The 14,670-nt window shown below is 63.5% G+C and carries 8 protein-coding genes; 6 read left to right on the plus strand and 2 right to left on the minus strand.

Features of this window, described 5'->3' with window-relative positions:
• Positions 1–2 precede the first annotated feature (2 nt).
• A complete protein-coding gene (locus ASH00_RS14345) occupies positions 3–3,311 on the plus strand; it encodes an ATP-dependent helicase (RefSeq protein WP_082566171.1) in 3,309 nt (1,102 codons plus the stop codon).
• Positions 3,308–6,802, plus strand: a complete 3,495-nt coding sequence (locus tag ASH00_RS14350; RefSeq protein WP_056549667.1) for an ATP-dependent helicase — start codon at positions 3,308–3,310, stop codon at positions 6,800–6,802. The genes ASH00_RS14345 and ASH00_RS14350 overlap by 4 nt, the downstream gene beginning before the upstream one ends.
• Here the strand turns inward: ASH00_RS14350 and ASH00_RS14355 are convergent.
• A complete protein-coding gene (locus ASH00_RS14355; protein ID WP_082566187.1) occupies positions 6,799–7,842 on the minus strand; it encodes a macrolide 2'-phosphotransferase in 1,044 nt (347 codons plus the stop codon). The genes ASH00_RS14350 and ASH00_RS14355 overlap by 4 nt on opposite strands.
• A gap of 133 nt (positions 7,843–7,975) precedes the next feature.
• Between ASH00_RS14355 and nudC the strand changes: the two genes are divergently transcribed.
• The 3 genes from nudC (at position 7,976) to ASH00_RS14370 (ending at position 11,629) form a co-directional block, all read left to right on the plus strand.
• A complete protein-coding gene (nudC, locus tag ASH00_RS14360; protein ID WP_235563328.1) occupies positions 7,976–8,953 on the plus strand; it encodes an NAD(+) diphosphatase in 978 nt (325 codons plus the stop codon).
• Complete coding sequence (locus tag ASH00_RS14365; protein WP_082566172.1) at positions 8,953–11,058, plus strand: ATP-dependent DNA helicase UvrD2; 2,106 nt, start codon at positions 8,953–8,955, stop codon at positions 11,056–11,058. Before nudC ends, ASH00_RS14365 begins: the two co-directional genes overlap by 1 nt.
• A 193-nt stretch (positions 11,059–11,251) precedes the next feature.
• Positions 11,252–11,629: a M48 metallopeptidase family protein gene (locus tag ASH00_RS14370; protein ID WP_327019702.1), complete on the plus strand. Its 378-nt coding sequence runs from the start codon at positions 11,252–11,254 to the stop codon at positions 11,627–11,629.
• A gap of 59 nt (positions 11,630–11,688) precedes the next feature.
• Here ASH00_RS14370 and ASH00_RS14375 read toward each other — a convergent pair whose 3' ends face one another.
• Complete coding sequence (locus tag ASH00_RS14375) at positions 11,689–13,116, minus strand: zinc-dependent metalloprotease (RefSeq protein ID WP_056549673.1); 1,428 nt, start codon at positions 13,114–13,116, stop codon at positions 11,689–11,691.
• A 299-nt stretch (positions 13,117–13,415) separates the two neighbouring features.
• Between ASH00_RS14375 and ASH00_RS14380 the strand changes: the two genes are divergently transcribed.
• Positions 13,416–14,525 (plus strand): YlbL family protein, encoded by a 1,110-nt coding sequence (locus ASH00_RS14380; RefSeq protein ID WP_056549675.1) that lies wholly within the window; start codon positions 13,416–13,418, stop codon positions 14,523–14,525.
• The last annotated feature ends 145 nt before the right edge of the window (positions 14,526–14,670 follow it).

Below are 14,670 nucleotides of genomic sequence, written 5' to 3' on the forward strand. Positions count from 1 at the left end.
GCATGAGTAGCTCTCCGCGCGTCGCTGCCGTTCCCATAGTCGCTGCCGATCTCCTACCCGCCGCAGGCCTGCGGTTGCCGGCCAATGCCGGGCAGACACTGCCCACCCCGGTCCTCAGCGCCGAACAACAGGAGGTGCTGGCCCTGGGCCCGGGAGCGGGCCCGGTGCTTGTCCTTGGCGGTCCGGGAACCGGCAAGACGCAGCTGTTGGTGGAGACCGCGGTCAGCCGGGTTCTGGACTCAAAGGTGGAACCTCACCGGATCCTCATTATGGCGCCCACCAGGATGGCCGCAGCACGCCTTCGTGATGAGGTCACTTCCCGTCTGGACCGCAGCGTAAGCGCGCCGCCGGCACGTACCTGGTCGTCCTACGCCTTCGACCTCATCCGTCGAGCCCGCGTGGCAGGGCTGCTGCCCGAGCTGACCCGTTCTCCCCGGCTGCTTTCCGGCGCTGAACAGGACCTGATCATCAAGGAACTCCTGGAGGGCCATCGCCTATCGGGTCAGCTCGAGGCGCGATGGCCTCCGGGATTACGGCTCGCTCTTGGAACAAGAGGTTTCAGGCAGGAGATAAGGGAGCTCTTTGACCGTGTGAGCGAGTACAGTGTGCATGCTGAAGAGCTTGCTGACTTCGGGCGCAGGTTTGATCGACCCGAATGGGTCGCCGCAGCAGCCCTCTACAGTGAGTACCGGGACATTCTGGACCTCCGGATGCCGGAGGCTTTTGATCCCGCCGGAATCCTGACCGCCGCGCGGGGCATCCTTGAAACCAATCCCGGATTCTGCGTTGAGGAACGCAGTAAGTATTCCCTGATCCTGAGCGATGATTATCAGGAGTCCAACCCGGCCATGCACGCGCTGTGCGGCGTTCTTGCCGAGGGAAAAGATGCTTTGATCACCTCCTGCCCCGACACCGCAGTACAGGGCTTCCGTGGTGCCCGTCCAGAGCTTGCCGCGCGGTTGCACGAGGTGCTTGGTGGGGTCCGCACCGTGCAGCTGACCACCTCCCACCGCCTGTCCGGGATGCTTGCATCGGGTTGGGCATCGATTGCGGCGAGGACGCCTGTGAGCGGAACGCCTGTGGGCTACCGAAGGCTGACAGAGCCAGGTGAAGCCGCTGCAGTCAAGGCACAGGCCGATGCTGACACTCCAACAGCCGGAACTCTCTCCGTTCACGTGGTTGACTCTGGTTTCCATGAGCAGCGCTACGTTGCGCAACGGATTCTGGAGGCACATGTTGATGACGGGCGGAGCTTTGACCAGATCGCCGTTATCACCAGGACGGGCACGCAGGTTACTGAGCTTCAGCGGTACCTCGCGGGCCAGGACATCCCCGTCAGCGTCCCGCCGGCCGAGCGTGCTATCCGCGATGAACCGGCAGTCCGGCCATTGCTTGACATCCTCGCCGCCGTGACTGGAGTGAGAGAGCTTGATGCAGAATTGGCCGTTTCACTCATGACATCCCGGATCGGCGGGGCCGGGCCGCTTGAGATTCGCCGCCTGCGTCAACTGCTGAGGCAGGAGGAACGGCTGGAAGGGGGAGCAAGGAACTCTGACCAGCTGATTGTCGATCTTCTGGTTGAGGCTTCGTTTGATGACCCCAGGGCGCAACTCCGCCCGGTCCGGCGGCTGCATGCGATGCTGAGCGCTGGTCGTGACGCGTTGCAGGATGAGGCGAGTACGCCTGAAACAGTGCTGTGGGCGGTGTGGTCCGCATCCAGGCTCTCCTCCCGATGGGAAGAGGCCGCAGTCCAACAGGGAGCGTCAGCGGCTCGCGCGGACCGGGATCTCGATGCCGTTGTTGCACTGTTTCAGACGGCCGAGCGTTACGTGGACCAGATGCCGGGGGCACCCACAACAGGTTTCCTGGAGTACCTGCTGAGCCAGGAGCTTCCAATGGACACGCTCGCAGCACGCGCCCAGAAAGGAGCCGCCGTCGCGGTCATGACGCCGGCCGCTGCGGCCGGCCGCCAATGGCCGGTAGTGATCGTGGCTGGAGTACAGGAGGGGGTATGGCCCAATCTCAGGGTCAGGGGAGAGCTGCTGGGCTCAGGTGATTTGGTTGCGCTCCTGGAGCATGGCCGGGACTTCCGGTATCACCGTGATCCGCTTTCCCTGATGCAGTTGACTCGGGCCGACGAACTGCGAAGTTTTTCGACCGCGATCAGCCGTGCGTCAGAAGAGTTGGTCTGCGTGGCGGTTTCGTCGGAAGATCAGCAGCCTTCTTCGTTCCTGGAAATCCTCGACCCGCTTCCGCTCGGTACTTACGAGCGCCCCCGAACGGAGGTGAAGCGTCCACTGACCCTGCGTGCGCTCGTTGCAGAGCTGCGGAAGTACGCCCAGCAACCTGAACGAAATGCCGCCACCGCTGCCGAAGCCGTCCGGCACCTCGGAAGGATGATGCTCCACGAGCCGCGGGTTCCGGGTGCAGATCCCGCACAGTGGTGGGGCCTGGCGGGGCTCTCTACGTTGGATCCGGTCATTCCCCCTGATGCCGTCATACCGGTCTCACCCTCGAAGGTGGAGGCGGTACTGGCCTCACCTCTGAACTGGTTTGTCTCGGCGGCTGGGGGAGAACGGCCCACTGACTTCGCCAGGTCGCTGGGGACGCTCGTCCACTCCATCGCACAGGACATGCCGGACGCCACGGGAAGCCAGTACGTCGCGGAACTGGCCCGCCGCTGGCCCGCCCTCGGTATGAAGGACACCTGGGAGACCAAGGCGGACCTCCGGCGTGCCGAGGAAATGGTGAGGAAGCTCGGCGCTTACCTCGTGGAGATGAGAAAGTCCGGCCGCACATTGGCCGGCACTGAGGTGAGCTTCAGCGTTGACCTGCCGGTGATTGTTGACGGCGGAGAGCGGCAGGCGCGCCTCCGCGGCCAGATCGACCGCCTCGAAACTACCCATGATGGCGGACTATTCATTGTGGATCTCAAGACCGGGAGGAAAGCCCCAAAGGATTCCGATATGCCGGCCCACCCGCAGCTTGCCGCATATCAGGTCGCTGCCGGTGCGGGCGGGCTCGCCGACAATCCCGGAATGGTTGCAGAACCCGCGGAAATACAGACGCTAGGGGGAGCTGCGCTCGTGCACCTTGGCACAAGTGCCAAGTCCCCCAAGGTTCAGGATCAGCCCGCCCTCAGACCAGAGGACTCCTGGCCGCAGGAGATGATTCAGCAGGCTGCTGGACTGATGTCTGCGGCTGAATTTGAAACCGTCCACGACCCCAGCCGGTCAGCGTACGGCGGCGCCGGGTGCCGGCTGCCGGAGATTTGCCCGCTGTGCGTTGAGGGAAGGCAGGTAACCGAATGAGCCCGGAAGCGGCACACCTCCGGGCGACTGATACTGTGTCGGCGGATACTGCGTCGATGTACTCCGCGGAAGCATTGGCTCAGCTCCTTGCCGGCGGGACCAGCGCGGACATCCTGTACCCGACCGGGGAGCAGACCCGCATCATCGAAGCTCCGCTTCAGCCTCTGCTGGTGATCGCCGGGGCAGGGTCCGGAAAGACCAAAACCATGGCCGACCGCGTGGTGTGGCTCGTTGCAAACGGTCTGGTTCGGCCTGATCAAATCCTGGGCGTCACCTTCACCCGTAAGGCGGCCGGTGAGCTCGCTGCCCGCATCCGGCAACAACTTCAGGCGTTGTACCGTGCCCAGGGAGAGAGCACTCTTGAGTCAGGAGAGGACCGCCTGGAACCCACCATCTCCACCTATCACTCCTACGCCAATGGAATCGTGCAGGACTACGGTTTACGCCTCGGCGTGGAGCGCGATGCCGTCATGCTTGGCACGGCGCAGTCCTGGCAGCTGGCAGGCAGAATCGTTGAATCCTACCGGGGCCCATGGGAACACCTGTCGGCGGCGAGGACAACGCTGACCGGAGCTGTTCTCACCATGGCTTCGGAATGTGCCGAGCACCTTGTAGACCCTGCGGCAGTGAGGATTTCACTGCTCGAGCAGATCGACTCAGTAGCGGCCCGCCCCTACCTGCTCGGAAAGCCGAAACCGTCCACGCAGGGCGCACGCGATCTGCTGAATAGACTGCGGACCCGTGTCACTGTCACTGAGCTGGTGGAACAGTACGCAGCAGCGAAAAGTCAGGGCGGGCAGCTTGATTACGGTGACCTTGTGTCGCTGGCCGCACGTATCGTCAGCGAAGTGCCGCAGGCGGTCGATGCTGAGCGGCAGAAATACGCAGTTATCCTACTCGACGAGTTTCAGGACACCTCGCATGCACAGATGGTCCTCTTCGCCAGGCTGTTCGGTGACGGCCGGTCGGTGACGGCGGTGGGAGATCCGCACCAGTCCATCTACGGGTTCCGTGGGGCATCCGCCGGTCAGCTGGGGACATTCAGGTCACGATTCCCGGTGCACACCGGTGCCCGGCTGGAGCCGGCGCCCATGGTTAATCTTTCTGTGGCGTGGCGGAACTCCACGAGCATCCTTGCGGCGGCCAATGCAGTGGCTGAACCGCTCAACGTACCGCCTCCATGGCTCGGCCCGCAGCACCAGCTGAAGGTTCCCGCTCTGTTAGCGAGGCCAAAGGCACCGCTGGGAGAGGTGTATCTTGCGCGCTACCGCAGCGAAAGCGCCGCTGCGCCGCAGGACCCATCCGCACCGGACAATCCGCAGGCCAATGAGGCGGCTGCGTTGAGCCGCATCATTCAGGAGCAGCGGCGCCGGTACTTCGATCTGGATGACGACGGTCGGCCGCTGCGCCCCACCATCGCCGTTCTTTGCCGCGGGCGCCGGCAGTTCGAGCCGTTACGGCAGGAACTGCAGTCGCTGGGGATACCGGTCCAGGTCATTGGATTGGGAGGACTCCTCCGCACGCCGGAGATCATCGAGATCCTCTCCGTGCTTCGGGTCCTCGGGGATCCGGAACGGTCAGATGCGATGCTGCGGCTCCTCGCCGGAGCACGCTGGCGCCTCGGCAGCGCGGACCTGATGGCGCTCGGTGATTGGGCACGGCAACTGGCCTACGATCGGGAGCTCCGGATAAGTCAGCTCCGGGTGGGCACCGGAAAGCCTGATGCGCAGGAAGGCACTGCCCACCAGGGCAATACCCGGGATTCAGCCGTGTCTGAGCCTGAGCAGCTGCCAACGCCAACGGAAGACGCAGAGCCGGCCAGCCTTGTTGACGCCGTTGATCACCTTCCACCAGTGGGCTGGGTATCAGGCAGCGGGCGCACTTTTTCGGAAACAGGAAGGGAGCGCCTCGTACGTCTGCGGGACGAACTGCGCGGGCTGCGCCAGTCAGTGGGAGATGACCTGCATAGCCTCATCGGTGAAATCGAGCAGACACTCCTGCTGGATATTGAGCTTGCTGCCAAGCCGGGAGTGAGCGTGCACGAGGCCAGGCGCAATCTCGACGCGTTCGCAGACGCCGTCAGCGGGTTCGTCTCGACGTCGGACCGCATTGACGTTCAAGCCTTCCTTGCCTGGCTGGAGGCCGCTGACTCTGAGGAGGACGGATTACCTGTCACAGCGCTGGAGACAAGCAGGGAAGCCGTTCAACTACTGACAGTGCACGCTGCCAAAGGTCTCGAATGGGACGTGGTGTTGGTGCCGGGGATGAATGAGGGTTCTTTTCCGAGCGGAACCGGATCGCGCTGGAGCTCGGGAGATGCTTCGGTACCGTGGCCGCTTCGCGGCGATGCCGCAGAGCTGCCGCAGTGGGATTGGGACCAACCTGACCAGAAGTCCTGGCTTGATAGCGAAAAATTGTTCGCTGAGGACGCCCTGACCCATACTGAACGTGAGGAACGGCGCCTCGCCTACGTGGCACTTACACGGGCACGCCATGTCCTCGTCTGTTCGTCGTCGGCATGGGGAGGAGGGCGCTCCAAACCGACGACGCCGTCCCGCTATCTGGAACGGCTGCGGGAACTCGCGGCGGCCGGTGAACCGGGATACCGGGAACTGGCCTGGATCGAAGACGGCGCTGTGGGCGCTGACAATCCCGCTCGTGCACACAGCGACAGGGCGATCTGGCCAATCGATCCCCTACGCCGGCGCCGCGGCGGAATGGAGCAGGCGGCGGCGGCTGTTCGGGCAGCGGCGGATGACCTGCGCCATGGTTCTGGCCCTGAACCGGGCACCGAAGATATTGACTTGCCGGGACGCTGGAGTGATGAGGTCCGTAAGTCACTGGCGCGGCAGCAGAGCAGACTTACCTCCGTACCGGTTGAACTTCCCACCCATATCTCCGCCTCCCTGATGGTCGAGCTCACAGAGGATAGCGACGGCGTCGCACGGCGGTTGCGACGGCCTGTGCCACGCCGTCCGGGAACCGCCGCCCGGCGCGGAACGGCATTCCACGCGTGGATCGAAGAGTTCTACGGAACAACGGGGATGCTCGATCTAGGCGAGTTTCCAGGCGCGGCCGACTCCTTCGTGGACGACGGCCTGCAGCTTGAGCAGCTTGCCGAAACGTTCCGGAAGTCGGCGTGGGCGCAGCGGGTACCGTATGGGATTGAGGTTCCCGTGGAAACACGCGTTGGGTCCGTTGTTGTCCGCGGCCGGATTGATGCGGTCTTTCAGGACGACGACGGCACCTGGGACCTCCTCGACTGGAAGACCGGGCGGCCTCCGGCGCCCGCGGACCGTGAAGCGAAAGCAATCCAGCTGGCGATCTACCGGCTGGCATGGTCTCGTCTGAAAAACGTGCCGCTCGCTGGTGTTCGGGCAGCGTTTTACTACGCAGCGGAGGATCAGCTGGTTCGGCCACACGATCTCGCGAGCAGTGAAACATTGGAAGCAATTGTGCGGAAGGCGACGAGCGCCGGGTCCGGCGGTTAGGGGCGCGGAATTATGGGGAGAGCGGAAGTTTCGAGATTTTCCGGGTCTTGTGGAGCCGCTGCGACCTCAGCGTCGTCATCCCTGCTCACGAAGTCTTCATCCCCAGCGTTGGCGGCCAGTGCGGCTTCCTCGGCGGCGAGATCGGCGGAGAGTGAGCGCATCATCTCTTCGGCTTCGCTGACCATGCCGTCGTCGCCGAGGGCCAGGCCGCGAACCATCCACTGTGCCAGCGCAAACTCCGCTGCCAGCGCGGCGCGCCGCAAGAGATGCTCGTCCGCGGCATCGGGGCGGGCGCTGACATAGGCCTCGTGCACCTCGTCGGCGAACTCGGTGTCCTGCGTTGCGGCGAGCCAGGCGAAATCATCCGCGGGGTCGCCGATGGAAAGGTCCGTCCATCCTGCCACCGCACAGACGCGGCCCGCCGCAAGGAGCAGGTTGTCTTCGTGGATGTCGCCATGGACCACGGTGGGATTGAATCGCCAGAGTGAGACATCCTCCAGCGCGTGCTCCCAGCGACGCAGCAGATCCGAGGGGATTCTGCCGGTGGTAGCGGCCTGATCCAGCTCGTTGAGCCGGCGCTGCCGTACTTCGTTCGCTTCATACGCAGGCAGGTCGGCTTCGTTGACGAGGGTCCTGGGTAGTTCGTGGACCGCAGCTATTGCGCGGCCGATTTCCCTGGCCAGTTCACGACCGCCCTTTGCGAGCTCATCAAGAGACCGCGGTGATCCTTCGATGTGGGAGTACACGAATGTGCGAAGGTCACCGAGCCTCACGGTGCCCGCAACGTGAGGAATGAGGAACGGGAGCTCGGCACGAACAGCGGGAGTGAACGCACGCAGTACCTGTAGCTCCGTCTCCAGCCGCATGCTGGCCTCGGCGTGCCGTGGTGCGCGAACGCGCCACTGCTTGCCGGAGTCATCGATCAGCAGGGCTGACTCGAAGTCGGCGGGATCATCGGGGGCGCTGGAGACGCCGGTCGGGGCAAGGCCCGGCACGGCCGCGCTGGCAAGGGCCGCAAGTTCCATCGGTGAGCGTTTCACATCATCCACCGTAAGCGCGCGAGGTCACCGGCTCGAATGTCCAGCAACGGCGAGTCGCCGCTCACCCCCACTATTCCTCCAGAAAAGCCCTTTCGAATGTCTTTTTGTGGGTGCGGGACCGTACCGTAGAAATATGACCCAAGCCGTCGGCATGCAGGCAGCCGCAATCGCAAGCCTCCCACCACTCGGATCTCTGCCCCTGGCACGCGGCACGGCAGACCGCGGCTCAACCTTCCGCATCACCCCTGACCTCTTCGATCAATTGTGGGACCAACCGGAAACCCGCATCCTGCATCTTGCCCGCAAGCGTTCTCCCTTTCGCAACGGCAGGCTCGTGCTGAGCCCTGTTGCGGAAGTGGAGCGTCCGGAGAACCCTGTTTATCTGGGAAGTACGGTGGAAACAACGGCGGACATGCCGGCCGGAACACACATCGTGCTGGTGGAGCATGAAGAAGTTCAACGCGCGCTCGCGGCTGACGAGGACTGGATCGGATTGCGTGACGCCGCATCGGATTTGCCGGCACAGGAATCCGGGTTGTTCGTGGAGGCGGTGGCCATCTCCAACTGGCACGCCACCCATACTCACTGCCCCCGCTGCGGACAGCCCACCGAACCAATCGACGGAGGTTGGGTGAGGCGTTGCCCTGCCGATGAAAGCCTGCACTATCCCCGAACTGATCCGGCCATCATCGTCACAGTGACGGACGAGGAAGACCGCCTGCTGCTGGGCTCCTCCGCTGCGTGGCCCCAGAACCGGTTCTCTACGCTCGCAGGTTTCGTTGAGCCAGGGGAATCGCTGGAGGCAGCCGTCGTGCGGGAGGTCGAGGAAGAATCAGGAATAGTTGTTCACTCGCCCACCTACCTCGGCTCCCAGCCCTGGCCGTTCCCTGCGTCCTTGATGCTCGGATTCACGGCGAAGGCAGCACATGCACGTCCGGTGCCTGACGGCGTCGAAATCAGGGACGTGCGCTGGTTCAGCAGGGAAGAACTGTTCGCCGGTCTGAAGGAGGAGCGGTTGTCCGTTGCATCCGGTGCCTCCATTGCGCGAGCATTGATTGAACACTGGTACGGCGGTCCTTTGGAGGAAGAGCCATCCGCCGGGAGACCATAGTGGACGGTTCGGTCGAAGAGAAGATCCTCGCCGGCCTGGACAATGAACAGCGGGCGGTGGCCTCCCAACTGAGTGGCCCGCTCTGTGTTCTCGCAGGAGCCGGAACAGGCAAAACACGCGCAATCACGCACCGCATCGCCTACGGCGTACACACAGGCGTGTACAAGCCTCAACAGGTCCTTGCGGTGACTTTCACTGCGAGGGCCGCAGCCGAGATGCGCACCCGGCTCCGCGACCTCGGAGCACAGGGAGTTCAGGCACGCACTTTTCACGCGGCAGCACTCAGGCAGCTGCAATACTTTTGGCCTCAGGCGGTCGGTGGAACCCTGCCCGCCCTTGTCGACCACAAGGCCCAGCTCATCGCCGAAGCCTCGCGGCGGCTGAGGCTCAGCACCGACCGCGCCACAATCCGCGACCTTGCTGCTGAAATTGAGTGGGCCAAGGTATCCATGCTGACACCGGATACCTATGTCGAGTCCGCGAACGGCCGGGCGGAACCGGCAGGCATGGATGCCACAACTGTGGCCCGGCTGTTCAGTGCCTATGAAGACCTCAAAGTGGACCGCAACGTCATCGATTTCGAGGACGTGCTGCTCATCACCGTCGGCATCCTGCAGGAAGACCCGAAAGTGGCAGCAACAGTGCGCGCGCAGTACCGGCACTTTGTGGTGGACGAATATCAGGACGTTTCGCCGCTTCAGCAGCGGCTCCTGGATCTGTGGCTGGGCGAACGGGAAGAGCTTTGCGTAGTGGGTGACGCCAGCCAGACCATCTACTCGTTTACTGGTGCCACCAGCTCGCACCTCCTGAATTTCACCGGCAGGTACCGGCAGGCAGAAGTCATCAAGCTCGTCCGGGACTACCGATCGACACCACAGGTCGTCAATCTCGCCAACGCACTGCTCGCGGCGCGCACTGCGGAAGCGGAGCGCCGCGGCGGGACGGGCACGTGGGCCACGCCACTTCAACTCATTGCACAGCGCCAGCCCGGCCCGGCTCCTACCTTCACGGAGTGCAGCGATGACGAGGCTGAGGCAGCAGAGGTCGCCCGCCGGATTTCCGGCCTGCTCAGTGACGGCGTGCCGGCGAGCGAAATTGCGATCCTCTACCGGACCAATGGCCAGTCCAGCGCCTATGAGCAGGCGCTCGCCGCCGCGGGAATCGGCTATCAGTTGCGGGGGGCCGAGCGGTTCTTCGCCCGACGTGAAGTGCGCGACAGCCTGCTGCAGCTGCGTGCTGCAGCACGGGTGGCAACAGATGACGACGTCCCTCAGCTGGTCCGCGATGTCCTCGCGTCCCTGGGTTACACCCAAGTTGCACCGCAGAGCTCCGGCGCTGTGCGGGAGAAGTGGGAATCGCTCGCTGCGCTGGTGTCGCTTGCCGACGAACTTCACCAGGCCCGCGCAGAGCAGGGTTTCACGCTGCAGGATTTCGTCGCCGAGCTTGAAGAACGGGCAGCAGCACAACACGCCCCCACGGTTCAGGGCGTAACGCTTGCATCGCTTCACTCGGCGAAAGGCCTTGAGTGGGACGCGGTGTTCCTGGTGGGATTGAGCGAGGGATTGATGCCGATTTCCTTCGCCGACACTCCTGACGCAGTCGACGAGGAACGTCGCCTCCTCTACGTCGGCATCACTCGTGCACGCAAGCACCTCGGCCTGTCCTGGTCCACATCCCGCACCCCGGGCGGCCGCGCGTCACGCAAACCATCCAGGTTCCTGGATGGTCTTCGCCCGGATTCCGGAGGCACGCGTCCATTCCGGCAGCCCATACCCCGCCGGGAGCGGAAGGTATCGGCGCCAGCGCACTGCCGCACGTGCGGGAAGGTGCTGGGTTCTGGTGCAGAACGAAAGATCGGGCGCTGCAGCGACTGCCCGGCGAACTACAGCGAGGAGACGTTTGAAGCACTGCGCCAGTGGCGTCTGAACGCCGCGCGTGAAACTGACGTCCCCGCATTCGTTGTTTTCACGGACGCCACGCTGGTAGCCATTGCAGAAGCCCGCCCTGATTCACTGGAGAAGCTTGCGCAACTCGCGGGGGTGGGGCCGGCCAAATTGGACCGCTACGGAGAGTCGGTGCTGAGTGTCCTCGCAGCAAGAGCCTAGCGGCCTTCAAGATCGATGGGCAGCTGAGGAAGCGAAGCTCCCCATCAGCTCGGATACTGCACCCTATCCGGTGGAAGTGCGCCGCTCGGGCCGTCGCCGCAGAACCGTCAGTGTGGATCTGCGGGACGGAGTTGCGGTCGTTTCGATTCCAGCTACTTTCACCGCCGGACAGGAAAAGCAGTGGGTCGAACGAATGGTTGCCAAACTTCACGCAAAGTCCGTCCAGCCCACGCACTCGGATACCGGGCTGGTCGAGCGCGCTGCAGAATTGTCGGCTCGGTTCCTGGGAGGACGCGCGAGGCCCAACAGCATCCGGTGGGTTACCAACCAGAATTCGCGCTGGGGATCTGCCACTCCGGCTGCCCGGGCCATCAGGCTGTCGCACAAGCTTCAGGGAATGCCGGATTGGGTCGTCGACTATGTGATCCTGCATGAGATGGCGCACCTGATCGAGCCTTCACACAACGGGACCTTCTGGGCGCTCCTGGACAATTACCCTCACACTGAAACAGCCAAGGCGTTCCTGCTTGGCGCCGCTTACGCGGCGGACCACGGACTCAGCGGACGCTAGCTCCCACTACCTGGTACCGGCAGGACCGCTTGAGGGGCTGACCGGCAAAACCTACCCACTCAACGCGCGTCGTCGTCCTTGTTTGTTGGACCGCCGTCGCCCTCTTCCGAGTCAGTTTCGTCTGTCGTCGCCGGATCCTCGTCAGCAGGGGACTCGAACCCGCCCGCCAGCAGCTTCTCCAGTGCTGCATCCACGTCGGCGTCGGCGGATTCGGCCAGTTGGCGCCTCTTGCTGAAGCCCGCCGGATCATCGAGATCCTCCGGCGTAGGCAGGAGATCAGGGTGCTGCCAAATTGCATCCCGCCCGTCAATCCCGCGCTCCTGACGCAATTGGTTCCAGAGGGCTGCCGCATCGCGGAGACGTCGGGGACGCAACTCGAGGCCGACAAGTGACGCAAAGGCGTTTTCTGCCGGTCCTCCCGTTGCCCGGCGGCGCCGAACCACTTCGCGCAACGCGACTGATGAGTCGAGATTGGCGGTAGCGGCCGCGGTGAGCTCATCCACCCAGCCTTCAACAAGCGCGAGCGTGGTTTCCAGCCGGGCGAGTGCGGCGTCCTGCGAGGGTGTGCGCTCGGGCATGAAAACACCCTCGGAAAGGGCGCTCTGCAGTGACTCCGGATTCGACGGGTCTATGTCGCGGGCAACTTCCTCGATCTTCGACATGTCGATATGGATTCCGCGCGCGTAGCTCTCGATTGCGCCGAGCAGGTGTCCGGTCAGCCAGGGCACCTGCGTGAAGAGCCGCACATGGGCAGCTTCCCGGACGGCAAGAAACAGTCGAACATCATATTCGGAGATGTCCAGGCCCTGCCCGAATGCGGCGACGTTGGCAGGCAGCAGCGCCATGCTGTTCTCCGCCAAAGGTATGCCGATGTCCGTGGAACTCACCACGTCACGGGACAGTGCGCCGACAGCCTGGCCCAACTGCATTCCGAACATCGCGCCACCCATGTTCTGCAGCATGGACGTGGCTCCGCCCATCATGGTTTTCATCTCTTCCGGCATCTGCTCGGTGATCGCGTTGGAAAGGGCGAGGGCGATGCTGGTCGCCACCGGTTCAGTCAGCCGCTTCCAGGTCTCCATTGTTGCCTCGACCCATTCCGCGCGGGACCATGCTTTCCCAAGGAGAGCGGTGGACGGGAAGTCGGTGACTGGATCCAGCCACATTTCTGCCAGCCGCAGTACCTCGTCAACTTCACGCTGGTCCTTGCTGCCCACCGACGGGTCGCCGCCCGTCGCAGCAGCACGGCGCGCCTGATCCCTGGCCATCGTCCAATTCACTGGGCCTTCAGACTGTGCAGAGAACATGGCCTGGACCTGCTGCATCATCATCGCCATGGCCTGCGGATCGTTGGGAAGACCGGCCGCCTTCGCGATCTCCTGGGGGTTCATGCCCTGCATGTTGCCGCCCATCAAGCGTTCGAGCATCTCGGAAAGCGGATCCTTGGGAGTGTCGTCGTCGTTGTTGTTCGACGGATTGGAGCTCATCGATACCACCGGTCCTTGATCGAAACTTGGTCGGATTGTGCTCGTATGGTGCTGAATGGAAGCAAACCCCGGCACTTACAGTTGCCGTAGCGAGCTGCAGCACTGGTCAGTCAGGATCTCAAACGTTACCGGCACGTCCCAGACTTGTCCCGCACGTCCTGCGCGAGTTCGCTCTAGGCAAAGCAACGTTTGTTCCGATGCAAAGCGCGCAGAGCGGGCTTGTAGGCTTGGCATGTGAAGCCCTGACATCCCGTCCGCCGGGGTGACCTGCGGCGCCCCCAATCCAAAGGTGACATCCGTTGACCCAGCCGCTTTCCCAGGACACCAACAGGCCAAAGCATGATGCCGTGAAAAGGGATCCCCGCTTCACCGTCATGGCGGTATCGGGGCTGCTCGCGCTGGGCCTCGGGGCAACGGCTGTTCTGTTGCCGTCTCCCTACGTGGTCGAGTCACCCGGTCCCACTTTCAACACCATCGGGGAGGTTAACGGTGAACCGTTGATCACCGTCGAAGGCAGGGAAACCTTCCCGACGGACGGTGCGCTGGATTTGACCACCGTCTTCGTCGCCGGAGGACCGGGGCAGACAATCAGCGTTTTCGATGCTTTCCGTGCCTGGGCGGATCCCGCACAGGCAGTCACACCGCGCGAACTGGTCTACCCGCCGGACGTCTCGGAATCGGACATTGAGGAGCAGAACGCGGAGGCTATGACATCCTCGCAGGAATCCGCAGTGGCCGCTGCGCTCGCTCACCTGGAAATTCCGTACGGGGAGACGCTATCAGTCGTAGGCTTCGCCCCGGATTCGGCCGCTGAAGGCATCCTTCAGGAAGGCGACCAGCTAACCCTCATCGACGGCGAGCCTATCGAGTCGCTGGAGCCGTTGAAGGAAGCCTTGAATGCAGCGGGTGGAAAAAGCGTTGACATCACTGTGACCCGAAACGGTGAAACGGTGGTGGAGTCCGTGAAGCCGCTGCTGGGGGAGTCCGGCGACTATCAGCTCGGCGTCTTTCTGATGTCCGAGTTCGAGTTCCCCTTCGAGGTGGACATTGCCCTGAACAATGTCGGCGGCCCGTCTGCCGGCATGATGTTCGCCCTCGGGATCGTTGACACCCTGACCGAGGGGCAGCTCACGGGCGGGAGGCACTTCGCCGGAACCGGAACTATCGACTCATCCGGCGCCGTCGGGCCCATTGGAGGCATCCGCCAAAAGCTGGTTGGTGCCAGTGAGTCGGGTGCCGAGGTATTTCTTGCGCCGGCCGCAAACTGCACTGAAGTTGTTGGCCATATTCCCGACGGTCTTCGCGTCGTCCGCGTGGAAACCCTTGACGACGCCGTCACCGCCGTCCGGACGCTGGGAGAAGATAACGACGACGGCGCGCAGCTCCCCTCATGTGAGGATCCCGCCTGACAGGCACAGTCGGGTTGGACACGATTGAGAAACGATTCCGGGGCGCCGCGGTTCAGGCGGAACTGAATTGTGTGGGCCAGACGTGCACAGGGCAGAATAAACAACAGTGGACCGTGCGCCGCTGCGCATCCAGCACTCCCGTACC

Origin of the sequence: Arthrobacter sp. Soil782 (assembly GCF_001428435.1) — a bacterium.
GTDB classification, from domain to species: Bacteria; Actinomycetota; Actinomycetes; order Actinomycetales; family Micrococcaceae; genus Arthrobacter_D; species Arthrobacter_D parietis.

What these genes read in the sequence shown, in the direction of transcription:
- nudC (WP_235563328.1), top strand. Translation starts at nt 7,976, where the DNA reads ATGACCCAAGCCGTCGGCATGCAGGCAGCCGCAATCGCAAGCCTCCCA.
- ASH00_RS14345 (WP_082566171.1), top strand. Translation starts at nt 3, where the DNA reads ATGAGTAGCTCTCCGCGCGTCGCTGCCGTTCCCATAGTCGCTGCCGAT.
- ASH00_RS14375 (WP_056549673.1), bottom strand. Translation starts at nt 13,116, where the DNA reads ATGAGCTCCAATCCGTCGAACAACAACGACGACGACACTCCCAAGGAT.
- ASH00_RS14370 (WP_327019702.1), top strand. Translation starts at nt 11,252, where the DNA reads ATGGTTGCCAAACTTCACGCAAAGTCCGTCCAGCCCACGCACTCGGAT.
- ASH00_RS14350 (WP_056549667.1), top strand. Translation starts at nt 3,308, where the DNA reads ATGAGCCCGGAAGCGGCACACCTCCGGGCGACTGATACTGTGTCGGCG.